Here is a 16,908-nt window from a genome sequence, read left to right as displayed (position 1 = left end):
TTAACATCACTAGTTGAGGAATAAAACCCCTATAACTAATGGAACATCAATGACTAAGCCCTCGTCAATTACATGTTTAAGTATTTTTGTTTTTAGCCTGACTATTTCTGGCTGTGAATTAGCTCCCAATACAGCAAAAGAAGAAGCTATTACTCCAGTACAATCGACCCACTGGATCAGAGAGGAACAACTGCCACAGATTCAGGAAGGGAAAACGGCTTATCTGCCTTTATATGACGGTTTTATGAGTATGGCGGCACGGTTATATCTGATCAATCAGGCCAAATACCATCTCGACCTACAATATTACATCTGGAAAGATGACTATATTGGCAATATGATCCTCTCCCAATTATTAAAAGCCGCAGACCGTGGCGTGAAGGTTCGAGTTCAAATTGATGACCAGAACGGAACTAAACTGGATGATAAGCTGCTGGCCTTAGCCCAGCATCCTAATTTCGAAGTCCGACTATTTAATCCTTATAAATTCCGTCAATTGCGTGCCCTAGATTACGGATTCCGTATGAAATATGTTAATCCGCGCATGCATAACAAACTGATTATTGCGGATGGTACGGCAGCGGTCACGGGTGGTCGGAATATCAGTAGTGAATATTTTGATGCCAGTGAGGATTTTCAGTTTAGCGATGTCGATATTTTCTTTGCCGGGAAACCAGCCCACGATGCGAATCAGACCTTTATCAAATTCTGGAACGATGATCTAAGCTATGATATCCGACAAGTTCTGAATGATTCAGGCAATCCACAACTTTTAAAACGGTTGAGAACCGAATTTAAAGAAGATGAAGTCGATAAGAATGAGCTGAAACGCCGAGTCGGTATTGCGGAACAGCAGATTGATGAACAGCTGAGAAAGCGCCCGATCAAATGGGGAAATGCCTATTTTGTTGCCGATGCCCCTTCCAAGGTCCGTCGTAGCGCCCAGAATGGCGATTATATTTATACCCATATGCTGGAACTTATGGGTGAACCCAAAGATCATCTGGAACTGGTTTCTTCTTATTTCATTCCCACTCAGGAAGGTGCGGATTATTTAAGTAAACGTGCCCAACAGGGTGTCAAAATCAGAATTTTAACCAATTCTTTCCAAGCGAATGATGTAGCTTTAGTACATGCCTATTATCAGCAATACCGTAAACAGCTCCTCAAAAATGGAATCGAACTATGGGAATTCAAACCTTATATTGAACGGCCAAAACGGACCTGGTATGAAATTATGACCGGTAATATTATTCCGGCTAAAAATAAGAACAGTTCCAGTCTACATGCCAAATTCTTTGATCTGGATGGTATGGTATTTATTGGTTCCTTTAACTTTGATCCACGCTCTGCCTATTTAAACACTGAAGTCGGTCTGGTGATTGAATCAGATCAGCTCCAAGACGAAATTACCAAGTCCTTAAACCAGTATTTACCCAGAATGGCTTATCAGCTGAAGTTAAATAAACAGGGCGAGATCATTTGGCTGGAACATCAGAAAAATGGTTCAGTCATTCAGCATAATCATGACCCTGAAACGACACAGTTCCAGCGTTATATGATGAATCTGGCAACAAAATTCCCGGGAGAATGGTTAATGTAATGACAGATACATTGCAATCAAATTACATTTAATGTGATTTTTCCTTAATTGATAGTTGGCTTTGGATATTTTAAATCTTTATTGGTGATAAGCTGAACAATATAAAATTGACTAAATCTCTAAATCGGGTTTTTATACTTATATTTTTCAGCTTATTTCTTATATATTAATCAGATCAATACCTACAAAGGTTTTACCTATTCCGTTGATTGCTCTAAAATTACACTTTTCCAGTATTTTGCGAATTTTCGCTTTCCACTCCCATGCAATTTTTTGATTTAAGTCGTCAGTTTAAACTCAGTGATATTCTCACCCCTGTTAAGACCTTGCAGGATCTGTCTCAACAAGAATGGTTTTTAGCCAAAATACGGGTTGAACATGACTGCCTGTCTGATTCAGACTTGGTCGAAGGTCAGGTCGTACTTAAATCTAATCAGAATATCCAGGTCGAACTGGAATGGCTGATTCAGGATACCGGTTATGAATTACAGGTGCTATTTAAAGGTGTTGAAACCGAAGCTTCTGAAGAAACGCTGGTGATGGTTAAAGGTGCGCAACTGGTCGATGAACAACAGCAGCTGATTTCTGCACAGGCTTTAAGTTTATGGATTGACGGGACATTACTTCCGATGTTGCCAAATATTCGCAAAGAAATTAAAGCACGCTTAAACCTGTGGGATTATGTGGAATATGATGGTTAATTCATTTTTCTACTTCTAGAATTTAAAAGAGCCATATCGGCTCTTTTTTGTTTACAGGGAATTTATCTAATATATTTAATTGGTTAAATTGCCCTTGCCTGAATATTTTTATGGCAATGCCTATTTTAGACATACAGATTAAGCTTGATTAAAATAATAAAGAGAAAACATCATGATTTCCCCTTCTGAATGGCAAAATATCCGTCAAGTTGTTGCAGATGCGCAGCGTGCAGCAATGCATTGTTCGATCGCAACCGTCAATCCCCAAGGCTTTCCTAGTATTACTCCGATCGGAACTGTCTTTCTGGATCAGCAGTCTAGTACAGGTTTCTTTTTTGATACTTACTCCACCACCTTCTCTGAAAATTTACAGCATCAGCCACTTGCCTGCATTCAGGCTGTGAATAGCAGCAAACTGTTCTGGTTAAGTTCCATGTTCAAGGGAAAATTTAAGCATTATCCCGGTGTACGTTTATATGCAGAGATTGGCTCTTTACGTCCTGCAACAGCGGAAGAGATTGAGAAAGTTGAATCTCGTATCTCTACATTAAAATGGAGTAAAGGTAGCAAACTGATCTGGTCCAGCTTTCATCATGTTCGGGATATTAAAGTTAAGGATTATCGCTGGGTCGAATATCCCAATATGCAGGTAGAAAATACTTAAATACTTTCTAAAAATAAGCTTATTTCATAAATATACTTAATATTTATATTTATTCATAACTCAAATTAGACCGACATGCTCGAACATCATCCGGTAACTATCTGCTTTCTTATCCAGAGCCAAAGGATAAGCCCGGGATGAAGATGGCATCCGGTATAGATACAGGTCACGGCCAAGAAAATGTGCCTGTGTTGGCTCACCTATACCGGGTTTCAACGTACCTTCAGGCATAGAGAGCATCAAAGTATCTGTGGCCTTGTCGCCTGTAGTCATGATGTGGTTGCAGTCCGGCATTTTCCCCAATAGATCCTGCAAATTGGTGGGCACTACAATTTCCAGAAATTTATCGGAAGCATTTCCCTTCAGGCGTCGGATCTGATAAGCACTGTCAAAAATCGCGATTCCCGTTTCTGTTAAAAACTCTCGGATTAGATGTTCCTGAAATTTTTTATTGGGTAAGTCCAAAAAGTAATCTTTATTTTTAAAGAAAATTAATCCAAATATCCGCCACATATCATTTTGGTAATTCGGATAATAAAAGTTCATTTTCCAGCGCGTTGCGGGTGGCGGAAAACTGCCCAACATCAGTAATTTGGCATTGGGCGGTAAAAATGGCGGTAATGGATGGGTTTCAATATCCGACATAAACTGTTCCAGATTCAGGTATTTCAGTTATTTTAGAATGCCTGACGGATCTTGCTAGCGACTTCTTGTCCCCAAAGTGTATAAACTTCCTTACTTGGATGAAAACCATCTTTGGCCATTTGTAAATTCATGGCCCGATATTTTTCAATATCGTATTCAATCCACTGCATGTTGATCTGCTTATTCACAAATTTTTCCAGCTGCTGGTTCATGTGTTTGGCATATTGACCAAATAACCAGGCCAAAGGATTCGGTAAAGCCGGGAACATATTCATTGGAGGAACACCGGCTGCAATGACCAGTTTTGGATTAAACTTTTGCTGGATTTTGCCATAAAACTGTTCCTGCTTCTTGATCCAGACATCGGCAGGCATGAGTTTAGTCACATCATTCACGCCAACTGAAGTCACGACCACATCATAGGATTTAGCTTCAATCTGGTCTAAAGTACGAATGACCTTTGAGGTGGTATCGCCCGTTTTTGCCTGTAACTTCCATTCAATTTCAAAGTCATTTCTTAACTCATGCAGAATTGCGCCGAGTAAGGCATCATCCTGATGATCTACGCCGACGCCTGCTGCTGCTGAATCACCTACAATCAGTAATGAAAGTTTTTTACCTATTCCTGTTTGACCTTCACGTGCACCTTCTGGTTCTGGAAGTTTTATCGTATTTTTTTTGACACGATTACCCTGAATTATGAGCGCGGGAATTAAGGCGATAGTGGCAGCTTTGAGCAACATAATGGACTAATTTATATAAAGATATGATTAATTTTACTGCAATTTATGGATTACGAGTAATACCTCAGCAGTCATTTTTAATGAATATTCACGTAACTTAGAATTTTGTCCGTACGCGACTTTTTAATCTTTATGTCTAAAATTTTTACTTAACGAGTAGATTAAAAAATTAAAAAAACCCGCCATTTAGCGGGATTTTTTAATGTAACTGATCTATCAAACTTTATGATCATTCCAGCGGTTCATGCGCTTGAACGTCCCAATATCATTAAAGCGTACACCCACTTCTTTCATGACTTTATGCGCTGTTTTAGAGGTCAACTGACGTATATAAAAGGGTTCTTTGACCACAAAATGATGGATCGCATGAGTTGAACCGAAATTACAGCAAAATAACTGGAATGGCACCATCCACCATGGATTCAGTACCTGAGTCTGCTTGATGACATCGCGTGGATCAATATCACCATAATAATGCATATTGGAGCTAACGAATTGCAGGCTAAAAGAACGGATAAAATTCGGAATGATCCAAATTACTGCCAAGAAATTCACGAGCGGCATAGCTTCGATGATACTTTCCGACCAAAGCATTTCATAACCAAAGATTGGTGCAACGGCATTGCCTACATGAAAGACTACAAATAAATAGCACAGACCATAATAAATCAAGCTTAATGGCAAGAAGCCTAATAGCTGAGAAATCATGGCAACTTTACGTTCTTTTTCAGGCTGTTTTTCCATAAAAAGATGAATCATTTTAAACATCTGAAAAGGACGCAAATACACTGACATCAACTGGTCACTGATCACTAGAATGCGGCGAATCCCCCATGGCATACCATTACTGATGCCACGTTCTTCAAGATCATATTCAGTGCCTGAATATTTATGATGATGCAAATGCATGCGTCGGCGAGCCCATGGACTAATCGTATTTGGACGAGCCAGCCACACTAAAGCCAACATTAAATGATGTGCCCAAGGTGTTTTTTTGAAATACATATAATGAATCAGGTCATGTTCTAATTCATGTGTCAGTGAAGCAAAAATTGCAATTAGGGGAATGGTGAACCACGCAGAAAGATAACCATATCCATATGCCAATGCGCATGCGATTATCCCCGTCCAGGCAAAACCTAAAATACTCGCACCAATGAAATTCTGATGTTTAAGTATAGGATAACGGGTACGTATTTCTTCCCCGGCCTGTGTAACGATATTTCTGACCTTAGAGATTCGCTGTTGGTCAGTCATATCCGAAGATGTAGACATATGGACAACCTTTAATTTCTGAACAGTTGTACATTAAAGGAATTTATAAAAAAGAGAAGTTATCTTTCCACTTTCGTAGCGAGTATGTCCAAGTTTTGGGCAGTTTTAGTAATTTTTTTAAGATCAAGAATAAAGCAGAAAAATAAGGAGATATTTTCTATAAAATTTATCGTCTAAAAATTCTTTTCTTAAAAATTTAATCATCTCTATTCTAATAGAATTTTTATTTTTATAGAAAAATAAAATTTATTCATCATCAAAGTGTTAATGACTTTTAGAGATTTAACTAATTATCTTAGTAATTTATAACGTTTTTAAATCCGATACCAGAATTATCCTACCTACTTTTATCCAAAACTTTGAATACTAAAAAGTAAAAAAGCCCCGAATGGAGCTTTTTAAATTGAGGTTTTAACCTAATTTATTGACTAATTTTAGCGGTAATACTTTCATTGCCAAACCGAGTGGCAACCAAGGCCATTTCGGTACATAGGCTTTGACTGGCGCTTTCTCAATTTCTTCTGCCAATAAACGTGAACCAGTTTTCTCATCTACTTCAAAAGGTAGCTTTTTCGCGCCTTCATTGATTTCAGTACGAATATATCCTGGGAAAATGGTAGTGACTTTAATTGGTGTATCTATCAGTTCAGCACGAATGCCTTCAGCCAGATGTGCAACTCCAGCCTTACTTGCGCCGTAAGCGGTCAAGTGTTTTGGCATACCACGCATTGCACTCATCGATGAAATCATCACCAGATGACCGGAGTTTTGTGCACGGAAAATTTCTACTGCAGCTTCACATTGTGCCAATGCAGAAATAAAGTTAGTTTCAACAGTAGCTTTATTGATCGCAAAGTTTCCTTTACCAATCCGGCGGCCTTCACCTACACCGGCATTGACAATAATTCGGTCAATGGTGCCAAAGTTTTCTTTAAAGGCACGGAAAACTTCAAAAACCTGATCATAATTGGTCACATCCAGTGTTTTGGCAATGACTTTAATATCATGTTGGCTTTCAAGTTCTTGCTTCAAAGTTTCCAGACGTTCCAGACGACGTGCACAAATCGCCAGGTTATAACCTTTTTTTGCAAATTCACGTGCCATACCGGCACCAATCCCTGAACTTGCACCAGTAATTAAAATCGTTTTAGCCATATTTTTACCCTATCCCTTTATTTTTTCTAAGGTGTTTTATCTTCAATAATTTTTAAATCCAGGTTAGCAGGTCTGGACGCTGTGCTTTAATAAAATGATGTTCGTTCAAGCTGAGTAGCTGGGGTTCATTTCCGACCAGACGCAATGTAGTAATACTGGTATTGGTGATTGCCCAGTTTAAAGCGAAAGTTTTCTCTGGACTCAGACCTAGAATTTTACCTACCGCGACAGAAATGACACCGCCCGAGGTATACACGATTGCATAGCGCGGTTTAGTTTGCGCAAGCTGGTCGCATAAATTTTGCAAACCGGTTTCTACACGGCTTTTAAAATTGGGCCAGGATTCATCATATTCATGGTGATAATCATCACAGGTCCAGCGAGCAATCGCTCCACTAAAGATTTTGCTCAGATAATCCCGTGGATTGGCATGTTCTGAGACATCCTGCTTAAGCAGTTCTGGCTGATTAAAACGCGGTTCATAGCGGGCAAAGACCTGCTGATGATTAAACTCATTCCAGGCACTATCGGTCAAAATCTCGCTTTCAGGAAAACATTCATCTAGAGATAACTGCGCCGTTTGTTGATGACGTTGCATAGAACCAGCCACTACATACGGTGCTTCTTTCAGAATTTCATCAAAATAACGACCGAGCAGTTTTGCCTGTAATTCTCCATTTGGCGAAAGCTGATCATAACTGGCTGCCCCGAAAGATGCCTGCCCATGCCGGATCAAGTAAATGGTGGTCATTTTGGCATTAACTCTTTAAATTTCAGGATATATTTTTGTGCAATGTCATTGGCTTCCAGCTTTTGTAGACCAATCAATTTTAAGGCACGAATATGCAAGGCATGAATCACTACCCAAAAATCCTTAAAGGCCTGATTATTGGTTTGTTTGTGGTAATAACGGTAATAGATCTGCTGGGCAATTACCGAGAGACGGAAAATCCCAAACACTTCATAAAATGTCCAGTTTTCCGGTTGCAGACCGGTTTTATCCAGATAGTAATCCACCACTTCTTTACGGGTAAACATACCTTTTAAATTGGTCGGCTGGCGACGTGTTGCTTTAAAAATGGCATTGTCCGTATCTTCTACCCAATAAGCCAAAGCAGAACCCAAGTCCATCAGCGGATCACCCAAGGTGGCCATTTCCCAGTCCAGCACCCCAATAACTTCAGTTGGATTTTGTGGATCAAGGATGACATTATCAAAACGCCAGTCATTGTGAATGACACAGGTTTTAGAATCAAATGGAATATTATCTTTCAGCCAGTTACGTACATATTTAAAAGATGGAACATTTAATGTTTTGGCTTTTTCATAACGCGCATCCCAACCTTCGACCTGACGACGGCAATAACCTTCACCCTTGCCCAGTTTTTCCAGTTCTGTACCGGTGTAAGGAACTTGGTGTAGTTCGATCAGCTTATCAATCACATTAATACATAGAGTCTGGATGTCTGATTTAGTCAGCTGCAGTTCAGGCGGTAATTTGGCGCGTGGAATAATACCTTCAATGCGTTTCATCACATAGAAGTCACAGCCAATGACTGATTCATCCTGACAGAGCGCCACCATTTCAGGTACGACTGGATAATGTTCAGCCAAGGCTTTTTGTACATGATATTCACGTGCCATGTCATGCGCAGATTTGGCTTTGGTGCCTTGAGGCGGGCGACGTAAAATTAAATCGGCATTGGCATATTGCAAACGATAAGTCCAGTTTGAAGCTCCACCGGAATATTGAGTAAGCTCTAAAGGACCTTCTACATTTACTCCTTGTTGATTTAACCAATCTGTGATGGCCTGTACATCCAGTTCCTCACCTTCACGAACTGATCCACCTACATCAATGACCGCCATAATTTTTCCTTAAAATCTTCTAATACGTTGCAATGTTCTGTATATAAAGCCAGCTTATTTTTTACGACGTGTGCTATAACCACGTTTTGCCAGTTCCAGCTTGGCAATCATACCTTTATGCACTTCATCCGGACCATCAGCCAGACGTAAGGCACGGGCTTGGGCAAAGAATCCGGTCAGCGGTGTATCACGAGAAACACCCGCACCACCGTGGATCTGAATCGCCATATCCACAACTTTTTCCAGTACACTTGGCGCAACGACTTTAATTGCAGAAATTTCAGTCAGTGCTGCCATATTCCCTAAAGTATCCATTTTATAGGCAGCATACAAGGTTAATAATCGAGCCTGATCAATGGCAACGCGAGCTTCAGCCACACGTTCCAGGTTACCACCCAGTTTTAAAATCTCTTTACCAAATGCGGTACGGCTCATACCCCGGTCAATCATAAGTTCTAATGATTTTTCAGCAGCACCGATGCAACGCATACAATGGTGAATACGGCCTGGCCCTAAACGACCTTGGGCAATTTCAAAGCCTTGACCTGCACCGCCAATAAAATTCGAAACTGGAACACGAACATTATCAAAGCTGACTTCGCCGTGGCCATGTGGCGCATCATAGTCACCAAAGACTGGAAGCATCCGTTCGATTTTTACGCCTGCAGTATCGACTGGAACTAAAACCATGGAATGCTGATGATGACGGTCTTTGGTCTCATCCGGTGTATGTGCCATAAAGATAATGATTTTGGCATTTGGATCACCAAGGCCTGAAGACCACCATTTACGGCCATTCAAGACAATCTCATCACCTTCAACCACCGCCGTCGCCTGCATATTAGTAGCATCACTTGAAGCCACTGCAGGTTCAGTCATACAGAACACTGAACGGATTTTCCCTTCCAGAAGTGGCATCAACCATTGCTGTTTTTGTTCTTCAGAACCATAGCGCCACAATACTTCCATATTGCCACTATCTGGCGCATTGCAGTTAAAGACCGTAGGTGCAATCAGGCTTCGTCCAGAAAGTTCAGCGATATGTGCATATTCCTGAACGGATAATCCCTGTCCTAATTCTGGACAAGGCAAAAACATATTCCAGAGACCTGCTGCTTTGGCTTTATCTTTCAATGTTTCAAGTTCTGCCGGCCATTGCCATTTGGTCCAGTCGCCACCTTGATTCAGCTCATGCACCTGATGCCAGAAATCAGCCTCGACAGGTTCAATTTCATCAGTAATAAACTTTTTTGTTCTATTTAAATAATCCTGTGCACGTGCTGACAGCTCAAACATTGCTTTATCCCTCTGAATATTGTAATTCATACGCTTTACAACACCTTAACCCAAAACTTATTATGAATAAAATGATTTAATTCCATATAGTAGTATGCATAGTATTCATTCAAAAACCGTGATGGATCTACGAAATTTTCATCGTATTGATATTAATCTTTATCCACTTTTTATTGCCATTTACGAACAAAACAGTATTTCTAAAGCTGCGCAAATTCTATCGATAAGCCAGTCAGCGGCCAGTCATGCTTTACAACGTTTAAGACAGCATTTACAGGATGATTTATTTGTGCGAACGGGTAGCAAGATGCAGCCCACACCGTTTGCGGATCAAATCTATCCTGAAATTAAAAATGCACTTTTTGCGATTCAGAATATTTCGATGCAGCATCAGCAATTCAGACCAGAATTGATTCATAGCTTAAAAATTGCTGTACATGATGAAATTGAACCCATGATCTTTCCTAAACTGGTTCAACATTTTCAACAAATAAATCTGGACCTTCAACTGAGTAGCATGAAACTCGACCGTAAAAATATTGCTGCAGATCTTGCCTCTCAACAGGTCGATTTTGTCATTGATCTGGAGCAAAGTATTAGTGAAAAAATCCAATTTGAACGACTGGTACAAGATGAATTCGTGGTCTGTACACAACAAACAGAAATGAATGAACAGGTTTATCTAGCCTCACCTCATATTGGGGTTTCCTCACGCCGTACAGGAGTTCTAGTTGAAGATATATATTTAAGTCGAAAACATTATTCCCGACAGATTTTTTTACGTTGCCAGCACTATTCGACAGCCCTGCAAATTCTGGAACAGCAAAAGACTGCCATGCTGACGATTCCTAAAAATGTATTGATGCATCTACAGTTAGCAAACTGTCTGAATATTTTTGACGTTCCTGTACAACTGCCGAAAATTAATATGGGGATGTATTGGCATAAAGATTTGCAAGAAAATAAAAGACATCAATTTTTGAGAAATGAAATTTATAAAATTTTTACTTAGGCTATTTATGAGATGATTTAAAATTGCTTAGGCTATTTTTACTATCAGGTTTTAGGATTAAGGTTGGCTTGGTTTTATACTGCTTAGGCTATTTTATCGGTACAAAACAAAACACCGATTGATGGCTTTTTAAGCCCTATGCGGAGTGGCTTTGATCTAAAATGGCTCAACTTTTAGCTGTGTTTATGCGGCTGTTTTTGCTGATTTGGATCTTGCCCTTGTTACATCTCTCCACTACCTGGCAAATTGTGCTGGGCTTCGTACTTCTGTGTTTTTCCTATTATCTGCTGCATAAAATTACCGTGTATTTAAAGGACCTATTTCGCCCCTTTAAGAAAGGTAAGAAATACTGGTGCAGGGTAAGTGCTGTCAGTGATGGTGACACCCTCACCTGCTACCGTTTTAATATCCGTCGCTCTGAGACCAAACTGCGTTTTGCCTATGTCGATGCGCCTGAATCTTCACAGGCCTATGGTAAGGAATCGCTACGCCTGGTTCAAAGCATGGTCAAAAATAAAATGATTCGGGTACAAATTACGGATATTGACCGTTATGGTCGCTGTGTCGGTGTGGTCTATCGTTATCGCAAGAATATCAATGAAGAGATTGTGAAACGTGGTGCGGCATGGGTCTATGAGGAATATATCCGGGATAAAAACCATTTACTCTATATGATGGAACTACAGAATAAAGCCAAAAAGCAGAAAAAAGGGTTATGGAAAAATAGCCGCCCTGTCCGTCCAAGTGTGTATCGTAAACAGATCAAAGCCTCATCTTGATTTTAAAGATCTAAAATTCAGCCTATAAAAAAGGGATTTGTACTAACAAATCCCTTTTCTGTTCAGTTTAATATATCTAATAGGCCAAATGCACCAGAAAGCGGAATGCCCCTGCAATAAGTGCCAGTGTCAAAAAACCTGCAAGCCATAAGCCTACAAACCATACTATCTGTTTGCGTGTCATACCTGCTCCTTAATGATAACCATCATCACCAACACGCACCTTGTGCCGGAATACCCAATAGGACATGCAGGTATAAATCACGATAATCGGAATCAGGATTAAGGCTCCAATCAAAGCAAATAACTGACTATTTTCATGTGCCGCTGCCTGCCAGATCGTGACTGATGGTGGAATAATATAAGGCCACAGACTAATCAGAAAACCGGTATATGCCAGGAATACCAGCACTAACATATAGGAAAATGGACCTAGTTCACTGCGTCTTTTACAGGCACGTAAGGCTAGCCAAGTAAACAATATGACCAAGATCGGTACGGGCATAAAGTAGGTGAATTGTGGCTGACTGAACCAGCGCTCCGCAATTTGCGGATGGGTCAACGGCGTATAAACGCTAACAGCGCCTAGAATAATCAATAAAGCTATAATCAGCTTCGGCATCAGTTTAAACATGCGATCCTGTAAATCATCACCGGTTTTATAAATGAGCCAGCCACATCCTAATGCTGCATATAGCACCACAACACTGACTCCGGTAAAGATACTGAATGGGCTAAGCCAGTCTAGACCACCGCCTACATAGACACCATTTCGTGTTTCGATCCCCTGAATATATGCACCTAGAATCATTCCTTGCAAGAAACTGGTAACGATTGATCCCCCTATAAAGGCCTTATCCCACCAGTGTTTGCTTTTATTCGCCTTAAAACGGAACTCAAAAGCAACACCACGAAAAATAAGGGCGATCACCATCAGGATGATGGGCATATATAGCGCTGAGAGTACCGTCGAATAAGCCAATGGAAAGGCAGCAAATAATCCGGCACCCCCTAGAACCATCCATGTTTCATTACCATCCCAGACTGGAGCGACCGTATTCATCATGACATCGCGTTCATCCTGATGCGGGAAGAATGGAAATAGGATGCCAATGCCCAGATCGAAACCATCCAGAATGGTATAAACCAATACACCCAGTCCAATAATCGCAATCCAAATTAATGATAAATCAATCATTTTTATCCTCCTGATCCGGATGTTCAGGAACTTCTTCAATACGTTCGCGAATACTGCTCAATGGTCGACGAGAAGCTTGAACCACATCGCTATCCGATTCATGGTGTGGTCTGGAATGAATAAATTCTGGACCTCTATGCATAAGTCGCAACATATAGAAAATTCCTACGCCAAAAACGACGCAGTACACCACTACAAAGATAATCAGAGTTAGACCGACCTGTTCGGCAGACACTGGTGATAATGCATCTTTGGTCCGCATAATGCCGTAGACCACCCAAGGCTGACGTCCAACTTCTGTGGTAAACCATCCTGCCAGCATGGCAAGAAATCCGGATGGCCCCATGATGAGTGCAAAACGATGCAGTCCACGTGACTCATAAAAACGTCCTCGGGTACGTGACCATAGCCCCCATAGTGCAAGCAAGAGCATCAACATACCCAGCCCGACCATGATCCGGAAACTCCAGAACACGACCAGTGAATTGGGTCGATCTTCAGGCGCAAAATCTTTAAGCCCTGTGACTTTTCCATCCATAGAATGCGTCAGAATCAGGCTACCCAATTTAGGAATACCAATTGCATATTTAGTTTCTTCAGCTTGCATGTCTGGAATTCCAAACAGGTATAAAGGCATTCCTTCATCATGATTGGTTTCCCAATGGCCTTCCATTGCGGCCAGTTTGGCGGGCTGATGTTCAAGCGTATTCAAACCATGCATATCCCCCACAAAAATCTGTAAAGGTGCAAGTGCCAGAATCAGCCACATAGCCATAGAAAATGAAGTTTTGACTAAAGGATCGCGACGGCCCTTGATCAGATGCCATGCCGCTGTTGAGGCTACAAGTAAGGCCGAAACCAGAAAGGCAGCCATCGCCATATGGGCCAGACGGTAAGGAAAAGACGGGTTAAATACGATCGCTACCCAGTCCTGCGGGACGATCAGGCCATTTTCAATCGCAAAACCTTGTGGAGTCTGCATCCAGCTATTGGAAGATAAAATCCAGAACATGGAAATACAGGTGCCGATTGCGACCATTAAAGTGGAGAAAAAGTGCGCTCGTGGGCCAACCCGATCCCAACCAAAGAGCATGATGCCCAGGAATCCGGCTTCTAAAAAGAAAGCAGTTAAAACTTCATAAGCCAGCAAGGGCCCCGTCACACTTCCCGCGACCCGGGAAAACTCACTCCAGTTGGTTCCGAACTGATAGCTCATCACCACACCGGATACGACGCCCATACCAAATGCGACGGCAAAAATTTTGACCCAAAACTTGAACAGATCCTGAAAAATCGGATTTTTAGTCTTTAACCAACGCCATTCCAGAATAGCCAGAAAACTTGCTAACCCGATTGAAATTGCAGGAAAGATAATATGGAAAGATACAGTAAAGGCGAACTGTATGCGTGCTAACTCTAATGCAGTTAAACCCAGAGTCATAAACTTCACCTATGCAGTGTTATTTGGCATATCTGCCCTTCAGTTATTAAGTGATGGATTTTTCTAGTGCTTAGGTAGCTTAGGCTGATTCATTCTTAAAAGTATGTAGTCTTTTGTTGATTGTTTTTTAATCAGGTTAAGGACTTGTAACAACTTAGTCAAAAGGACGTTAACCATGCAAAAATTTTCAAAATTTCCCTCTTGTTTAATTGAATAAAGAGGCGTAAATTAGGCACAATTTAGTTAGCCAGGCTAACTATATGTTTCAACCCTCTTCTAGATTTCGTTCATTGTTGCTGCGTTGCGCACGACTCCTGAGTGATGAAATCAATACTATTTTATTATCCTCCCAACTTAATTATTCCTTATGGCAAGTGCTCTACACCATTCAATCCCAACAGCAATGCACGCTGGTTGATATTTCAAGCTATTTAAATGTTTCAAAACCAAGCATCACCAAACGTATCCAGCATTTAAGTGAACTCGACTTAATCTGCCAGATCGAAACCGAAGATAAACGTCAAAAATTATTTAAACTCAGCGAGCAAGGGGTTAAAACCTTTAACCTGTGTTCTAAACAGATTGATGCTTTTGAAGATCAGTTACTGCAACAAATTGACGCAGATGATCTGCAAAGCAGTAAAAATACTTTGGTACAGCTGATTCAGCAACTACACCCTTCATCTCAGGAAACACCACAATGAGCCAAGATCAAGCCCGCTTATGGACCCCTAATTTCGTCCTGGTCAGTCTGGTTAATTTCCAGCTCGTTCTGGTGTTTTACCTGCTGGTGATTGTGATTGTCGGTTTCTCGGTCGCTGAACTGGGAGCATCGACTGCACAAGCCGGTCTGGTATCCGGTCTGTTTATTGTCGGAACGCTAATTGGACGCTTATTTATTGGGAAATTGCTGAATCGTCTAGGACTAAAAAATACCTTGGTGATTGGCCTGACTGGCTTTTTGCTATTTTCCGGACTTTATATGATTCCGGCCAAGCTGGAAGTGTTATTAGGTATTCGCCTGATACACGGCTTTATGATGGGTATGGCCTCTACCGTACTTGGTACAGTAATTGCGCAAACCATTCCGGCAACACGACGTGGTGAAGGTATCGGTTATTTCAGTATGAGCAGTACACTTGGTACAGCGATTGGTCCTTTTGTCGGGATCTGGCTGATGACGAATTTTAATTATCAGGTGATTTTTATCTTCACCACGATCGTTGCACTCAGCTGCCTGATTTGCGGTCTGTTTATCCAACCACCGCGTCTTAAAGCGAGTGGTACATCGACTTCCTCTGTTCCACAATCTGCCAGTAAACTCGCTCAATATGTAGAGCCGAATGCCTTGCCGATTGCTGTCATTGTACTGCTGGTAGCTACCTGTTATTCAGGCGTACTGTCCTTTATTCACTTTTATGCCAAGGATATCAATCTGGTCGAAGCAGCCTCTTTCTTCTTCCTGATGTATGCCTTCGCCATTTTGCTATCGCGTCCTTTTACTGGCCCATTAATGGATCGTAAGGGCGAAAACATCATTATCTATCCTGCAATCGTGATTATGGCAGTAGGTATTCTGATGCTGAGTCAGGCGCAAAACTCTGTGATGTTACTGGCAAGTGCCGCGTTATTAGGTTTTGGTTTCGGTAATATTCAGTCCGTGTGTCAAACTATTGCCGTGAAAAGTACCACCTTGCAACGGATGGGTCTGGCAACCTCGACTTTCTTTATTGCACTAGATGCCGGTCTTGGTTTCGGACCTTATTTCCTCGGTATGCTGCTGGATCAGGTGGGTTATCGTCAGCTTTATTTGTTTTCCGCAGTGCTTACCTTTAGTTGTCTGATCTGGTATTACCTGCTGCATGGCCGCAAGGTTAAATCGACCTCAGTCAAAGCTTAAACCAGCTGATTCAAAAATTTTTAAACGGGCATCAAGCCCGTTTTTTATATCTCAATCTTTTAAATAACACTTATTTTTATCATTATGAAATATATAGTTTACATAATGTAAAATATATATTACATTTTGAGTGATGTTGGAGTAAAGACATGTTAAAGAATGACATCATCGTGTTCCGTGCTAAAAAACGTTGGACACAACAACAGCTTGCTGATGCAGTGGCAGTCAGCCGCCAAACGATTGCCGCATTAGAAAAAGAGAAGTACAACCCTTCCTTGATACTGGCATTCAAGTTAGCAAATGCGCTTGAAACCACGATTGAGGAACTGTTTAGTTATGCTGAGGAAGAAACATGACACTATATTGGTTATTGATGGCTAGTATTTTAAGTATTGTGGTTGCTGTGATTTGCTGTGAAATATATAAAATACGCTTTGAATGCTCACAGGAAGCCAAAGACGAAAGAGGAACCATGATTTTATTAAAGCAGAAATCATTGTCCTATAACATTTTATTTTTGGGGATTAGTTCAGCCTTTTTGAGCATCATCGGATTTGAAGGTTTCGGACTAAAATAGTTAGAACGTGAAATTTTCATTTACTGGATTATGTTCACCGGCTTCCTGCA

General features: G+C 40.9%; 19 protein-coding genes. 9 read left to right on the top strand and 10 right to left on the bottom strand.

Translation table 11 applies throughout. The features are described from left to right. The first annotated feature begins 49 nt into the window (after window positions 1–49). From AC4MCD_RS06835 to AC4MCD_RS06825, 3 genes are all read left to right on the top strand, one after another. On the top strand, window positions 50–1,603 hold the full coding sequence (locus AC4MCD_RS06835) for a phospholipase D family protein (RefSeq protein ID WP_419364448.1): 1,554 nt from the start codon (window positions 50–52) through the stop codon (window positions 1,601–1,603). Between the two features lie 263 nt (window positions 1,604–1,866). Continuing rightward, window positions 1,867–2,304 (top strand): hypothetical protein, encoded by a 438-nt coding sequence (locus tag AC4MCD_RS06830; RefSeq protein WP_125278624.1) that lies wholly within the window; start codon window positions 1,867–1,869, stop codon window positions 2,302–2,304. 172 nt (window positions 2,305–2,476) lie between these two features. Then, window positions 2,477–2,968 (top strand): pyridoxamine 5'-phosphate oxidase family protein, encoded by a 492-nt coding sequence (locus AC4MCD_RS06825; RefSeq protein WP_180104912.1) that lies wholly within the window; start codon window positions 2,477–2,479, stop codon window positions 2,966–2,968. Window positions 2,969–3,028: 60 nt separating this feature from the next. On the opposite strand, the gene AC4MCD_RS06820 is transcribed toward AC4MCD_RS06825, so the two are convergent. The 7 genes from AC4MCD_RS06820 to AC4MCD_RS06790 form a co-directional block, all read right to left on the bottom strand. After that, window positions 3,029–3,613, bottom strand: a complete 585-nt coding sequence (locus tag AC4MCD_RS06820) for a uracil-DNA glycosylase family protein (protein WP_034704166.1) — start codon at window positions 3,611–3,613, stop codon at window positions 3,029–3,031. Between the two features lie 32 nt (window positions 3,614–3,645). Then, complete coding sequence (locus AC4MCD_RS06815) at window positions 3,646–4,356, bottom strand: SGNH/GDSL hydrolase family protein (RefSeq protein WP_419364452.1); 711 nt, start codon at window positions 4,354–4,356, stop codon at window positions 3,646–3,648. A 216-nt stretch (window positions 4,357–4,572) separates the two neighbouring features. Then, window positions 4,573–5,631, bottom strand: a complete 1,059-nt coding sequence (locus AC4MCD_RS06810) for a fatty acid desaturase (RefSeq protein WP_419364454.1) — start codon at window positions 5,629–5,631, stop codon at window positions 4,573–4,575. Window positions 5,632–6,042: 411 nt separating this feature from the next. After that, the gene (locus AC4MCD_RS06805; RefSeq protein ID WP_419364456.1) at window positions 6,043–6,786 is read right to left on the bottom strand and encodes an SDR family oxidoreductase; all 744 of its coding nucleotides are present in this window, start codon (window positions 6,784–6,786) and stop codon (window positions 6,043–6,045) included. 52 nt (window positions 6,787–6,838) lie between these two features. Then, window positions 6,839–7,537 (bottom strand): histidine phosphatase family protein, encoded by a 699-nt coding sequence (locus AC4MCD_RS06800; protein WP_034702771.1) that lies wholly within the window; start codon window positions 7,535–7,537, stop codon window positions 6,839–6,841. Continuing rightward, the gene (locus AC4MCD_RS06795; protein WP_419364459.1) at window positions 7,534–8,655 is read right to left on the bottom strand and encodes a phosphotransferase family protein; all 1,122 of its coding nucleotides are present in this window, start codon (window positions 8,653–8,655) and stop codon (window positions 7,534–7,536) included. Before AC4MCD_RS06795 ends, AC4MCD_RS06800 begins: the two co-directional genes overlap by 4 nt. A gap of 54 nt (window positions 8,656–8,709) precedes the next feature. Next, window positions 8,710–9,951, bottom strand: coding sequence for an acyl-CoA dehydrogenase family protein (locus tag AC4MCD_RS06790; protein WP_180002058.1), 1,242 nt, complete (start codon window positions 9,949–9,951; stop codon window positions 8,710–8,712). 94 nt (window positions 9,952–10,045) lie between these two features. Here AC4MCD_RS06790 and AC4MCD_RS06785 point away from each other — a divergent pair, with 94 nt between their 5' ends. Both AC4MCD_RS06785 and AC4MCD_RS06780 read left to right on the top strand, forming a co-directional pair. Next, window positions 10,046–10,963: a LysR family transcriptional regulator gene (locus AC4MCD_RS06785; protein WP_419364461.1), complete on the top strand. Its 918-nt coding sequence runs from the start codon at window positions 10,046–10,048 to the stop codon at window positions 10,961–10,963. A 161-nt stretch (window positions 10,964–11,124) separates the two neighbouring features. Continuing rightward, entirely contained in the window at window positions 11,125–11,742 is a 618-nt protein-coding gene (locus AC4MCD_RS06780) for a thermonuclease family protein (RefSeq protein WP_419364463.1), read from the top strand. Between the two features lie 76 nt (window positions 11,743–11,818). On the opposite strand, the gene AC4MCD_RS06775 is transcribed toward AC4MCD_RS06780, so the two are convergent. Genes AC4MCD_RS06775 through AC4MCD_RS06765 form a run of 3 tightly spaced genes read right to left on the bottom strand, consistent with a single transcriptional unit; the run spans window position 11,819 to window position 14,381 of the window. Beyond that, window positions 11,819–11,926 (bottom strand): DUF2474 domain-containing protein, encoded by a 108-nt coding sequence (locus AC4MCD_RS06775; protein ID WP_104426067.1) that lies wholly within the window; start codon window positions 11,924–11,926, stop codon window positions 11,819–11,821. A gap of 9 nt (window positions 11,927–11,935) precedes the next feature. Next, entirely contained in the window at window positions 11,936–12,940 is a 1,005-nt protein-coding gene (gene cydB, locus AC4MCD_RS06770) for a cytochrome d ubiquinol oxidase subunit II (RefSeq protein ID WP_034702762.1), read from the bottom strand. After that, on the bottom strand, window positions 12,933–14,381 hold the full coding sequence (locus AC4MCD_RS06765) for a cytochrome ubiquinol oxidase subunit I (protein ID WP_419364465.1): 1,449 nt from the start codon (window positions 14,379–14,381) through the stop codon (window positions 12,933–12,935). The genes cydB and AC4MCD_RS06765 overlap by 8 nt, the downstream gene beginning before the upstream one ends. 260 nt (window positions 14,382–14,641) lie before the next feature. Here AC4MCD_RS06765 and AC4MCD_RS06760 point away from each other — a divergent pair, with 260 nt between their 5' ends. From AC4MCD_RS06760 to AC4MCD_RS06745, 4 genes are all read left to right on the top strand, one after another. Beyond that, on the top strand, window positions 14,642–15,085 hold the full coding sequence (locus AC4MCD_RS06760; RefSeq protein WP_419364467.1) for a MarR family winged helix-turn-helix transcriptional regulator: 444 nt from the start codon (window positions 14,642–14,644) through the stop codon (window positions 15,083–15,085). Further along, window positions 15,082–16,281, top strand: coding sequence for an MFS transporter (locus AC4MCD_RS06755; RefSeq protein ID WP_395526363.1), 1,200 nt, complete (start codon window positions 15,082–15,084; stop codon window positions 16,279–16,281). Before AC4MCD_RS06760 ends, AC4MCD_RS06755 begins: the two co-directional genes overlap by 4 nt. 149 nt (window positions 16,282–16,430) lie before the next feature. Beyond that, the gene (locus AC4MCD_RS06750) at window positions 16,431–16,637 is read left to right on the top strand and encodes a helix-turn-helix transcriptional regulator (RefSeq protein WP_180014751.1); all 207 of its coding nucleotides are present in this window, start codon (window positions 16,431–16,433) and stop codon (window positions 16,635–16,637) included. After that, window positions 16,634–16,858, top strand: a complete 225-nt coding sequence (locus AC4MCD_RS06745) for a hypothetical protein (RefSeq protein ID WP_419374723.1) — start codon at window positions 16,634–16,636, stop codon at window positions 16,856–16,858. The genes AC4MCD_RS06750 and AC4MCD_RS06745 overlap by 4 nt, the downstream gene beginning before the upstream one ends. The last annotated feature ends 50 nt before the right edge of the window (window positions 16,859–16,908 follow it).

The sequence above is a fragment of the Acinetobacter sp. CAU_H_78 genome (genome assembly GCF_058599365.1).
Note: the sequence above shows the minus strand (reverse complement) of the source record. Positions and strands in the feature narration are given on the sequence as shown.